The sequence below is a fragment of the Belliella alkalica genome, from assembly GCF_022549785.1.
Lineage (GTDB): Bacteria > Bacteroidota > Bacteroidia > Cytophagales > Cyclobacteriaceae > Belliella > Belliella alkalica.
Genome location: NZ_JAKZGO010000042.1, coordinates 1 through 3,328 on the forward strand (window position 1 = coordinate 1; position 3,328 = coordinate 3,328).

General features: G+C 31.8%; 4 protein-coding genes. All 4 read left to right on the forward strand.

Translation table 11 applies throughout. The annotated features are described in order from the left end of the window. The first annotated feature begins 470 nt into the window (after window positions 1-470). From MM213_RS20415 to MM213_RS20430, 4 genes are read left to right on the forward strand one after another with little or no spacing between them, the layout of a single operon-like run. On the forward strand, window positions 471-1,016 hold the full coding sequence (locus MM213_RS20415) for a hypothetical protein (RefSeq protein ID WP_241414735.1): 546 nt from the start codon (window positions 471-473) through the stop codon (window positions 1,014-1,016). 2 nt (window positions 1,017-1,018) lie between these two features. After that, window positions 1,019-1,576 (forward strand): DUF6705 family protein, encoded by a 558-nt coding sequence (locus MM213_RS20420; protein ID WP_241414736.1) that lies wholly within the window; start codon window positions 1,019-1,021, stop codon window positions 1,574-1,576. Beyond that, window positions 1,546-2,334, forward strand: coding sequence for a hypothetical protein (locus MM213_RS20425; RefSeq protein WP_241414737.1), 789 nt, complete (start codon window positions 1,546-1,548; stop codon window positions 2,332-2,334). The genes MM213_RS20420 and MM213_RS20425 overlap by 31 nt, the downstream gene beginning before the upstream one ends. A 3-nt stretch (window positions 2,335-2,337) precedes the next feature. Next, a complete protein-coding gene (locus MM213_RS20430) occupies window positions 2,338-2,796 on the forward strand; it encodes a hypothetical protein (protein WP_241414738.1) in 459 nt (152 codons plus the stop codon). The last annotated feature ends 532 nt before the right edge of the window (window positions 2,797-3,328 follow it).

Genomic DNA, 3,328 nt, shown 5'->3' on the forward strand with positions numbered 1-3,328 from the left:
TTAAAAGAGAAAATAATGTTCTTGATATGCTTTATTGATGTAAGTAGGAGTTCCATTTTTATTCCATTATTGAAAAGTCTTAAAAAAATATTTTGATTATTCTAAAACTTAATTTTTCCTCAACCCATTGCACATTTCTTAGATTGTCTTTCAAAAAATACCTACAAGTAGGTATTTTTTGCTATTAAAATTTGGGGTAATATTGAAAAACTAAAATATAATATTATGAAAATAAGATTTACCCCCCCAATTTTTTATCTAGGACTCCCAAATGGGTAGTGCTGATAGGTGCCCTGATCCYTCCCTGATCTTGATGGAGGTGTAAGTGTTGGCTAGATATTGAGGATTGTAATTATCTTCAAATAATGGGAKATGATGTGGAATGTGTTCATTATGAAGATCCTGCAGATATTTGTGAGCAAATACAACAACTTWTCGMAGATAATGACTTYAAAATRAAAATGGGCGATTTGAAAAGTGCAGCCAATAATTTTAATTATGAAATTGGCTACAAAATGAACAGATACGAAGATGGGACTTTTGGATATGAATATGTTCAAGGGCTTCCAAATTCAGGCTCACTTGACGGATTAACAGTCAATTCCCCAATTGATGGATTAATCCATAGTCATAACCTAGGAACCGATATGCTTTCTATTTTTTCTTTATCTGATATTTTTGCTTTAGGAGCAATGGTTCAAGAGAATCTGATTAACAATATTGAAAATTTCGTTTTTGGCGTAGTAACTTCCGAAGGAACTTACCTACTAAGTATTTCTGACCCAATAACGTTTTCTAATTTATCTTCTGGATTAGAAATATTAAGAAGCATCTATATTAATTATGTTAAGCCTGATAATTCTGCTTTGCAAAATGAAATTGGACTGCTTCAATTCCTAAACACTTCAAATTTAGGCCTTTCATTATACAAGGGTAATTTATCAAACTTTAATAGTTGGGATAGGGTCAGGAAAAATAATCAGGGAACAAATATTGTAAACTTAAACTGTAACTAATCATGAAATACTCATTAATTATATTATTAACTATTGTCGTAATTGTTTTACCACTTAGTCAAAGTAAAGCTCAATTTAACATCAATGCGGAAAAATTGAAAGATTTAGAAGGGGCTTGGTTTTATCAGGATGAAAAAATTGATTTTATGGTGGTTTTAAAACATAGAAAAGTAAATATATTAGAAACACAAAAATCTAATGTTTTTGGTTATATAAAATTGCTTGTAGACGGAATTCTAATATGTGATAATTTGAAGTTCGTTGAATTCTTAAACTCAAAAAACAGTTTTGATTTTAATGAAATTTATGATATAAAAAATCATCCTAATAGAATCCCTCCTATAATAATTTCAGCTAATGAAAAAGGAATCTCTGGAGGTATTAAAATTCTTGAAAATGCAAATCCTGTCAACTTTACAGTAAAATTTGAAGATGATCATTTAGTTTTGGAGTTTATAAACTATCAAAGCCGACTAGATAAAAAGATAACTAAACTTGAAAATTATCCTTTCCCCGCAGTCCCATCAACATGGGTATTGAAGAAAAAAGTAGGAAAGTAAATAGTGGACCTACCACAATAGAAGACTGTGAATTTCTGCAAATGATGGGGTATGATCTGGAGTGTGTTATAGATCTCTTTGAAATCAAAAAGGATTCAACTTTCATTGGAACTACCGCAGATTGTATTTATGAAAAGCTGAAGTCTATAGATGGGTTCAAAGACCTAGCATCAGGGTTTGAAGGTCTTGGGACAGAATTTGATGTGGTACTTAAAATAGGAGCAACACAAAATGCATCAGCCAATGGCCAAGCATGGTGGAGAGGCTCCAATCAGCCAATAGAAATTACATTCAATAAAATAAAAATGAATAGATCTGCTTTAGAAGTAGCTAGGACTATCGTTCATGAGATGGTACACGCAGAATTATATAGGGCGATCAATACTACTAATCCCACAGAAAAGGAGCTGGATTTTAGAGAGACCTTCAATACTTATGTAATGATGTACAGAGGCTCAGCTGATCAACAACATAACCTGATGGCTGATGAATGGGCGACTAAGATGGGTGAAATATTAAAAGATGTTCATCAGATGTTAGATCCAGAAGGTTACAATTTGTTTAAAACCACCTATTACTCAAATGGTATTCCGGAAAGTTTTTACGAATCAGTTGCGTGGGACGGACTTCAAGGAACTATTTCTTACAATTTGATGCAACTTGTAGAAGCTAATCCGCCAACGCTTCCAGTTGCTCCAATAGATAGGATCACACAAGACATAAGTAATGCTCAAAGTGGATTGAAAGAATGTAAATAAGCGATGAAATATATACTCATAATCATTATATATGTTTTTTTGGGATACCAATCTCAAGAAAACACTGAAAATGCAATCAAAAGAATCTTTATCATTCTTCCTAAGAATTCAGATTCTTCGTCCAAAATCTTTTATTCTGACAAAAAAGATATTTCATATGGCGCATTGATTTACTTTAAAGAACCTGTTTATAAAGCTATAATTAAACACACTCCGAGACGTGCTAATCATCCAGAATATAAACATGAAGAAATCGACATCACTAATAAAGAATTAATGGAATCTACAATTCTCTTTGCAGAGAAATTGACCTTTATGGAATGGAGTGAGTTAGAACAAATTGGGTTGAAGCAGAAAATTTATATGATCTTTGAAGAGGATTATCTTTCTAAAAATAGATTTGTACTTGATCATAAATTCAAAGCCTTAGAAGTTCGAGTGACAGCCGATGGACCGATATAAAGGTATAAACAAAGCCCCAAGGAATCCTTGGGGCTTTGTTTATTTAAAAGAGAAAATAATGTTCTTGATATGCTTTATTGATGTAAGTAGGAGTTCCATTTTTATTCCATTATTGAAAAGTCTTAAAAAAATATTTTGATTATTCTAAAACTTAATTTTTCCTCAACCCATTGCACATTTCTTAGATTGTCTTTCAAAAAATACCTACAAGCAGGTATTTTTTTCTATTAAAATTTGGGGTAATATTGAAAAACTAAAATATAATATTATRAAAATAAGATTTACCCCCCAATTTTTTATCTAGGACTCCCAAATGGGTAGTGCTGATAGGTGCCCTGATCCTTCCCTGATCTTGATGGAGGTGTAAGTGTTGGCTAGATATTGAGGATTGTAATTATCTTCAAATAATGGGATATGATGTGGAATGTGTTCATTATGAAGATCCTGCAGATATTTGTGAGCAAATACAACAACTTATCGCAGATAATGACTTTAAAATAAAAATGGGCGATTTGAAAAGTGCAGCCAATAA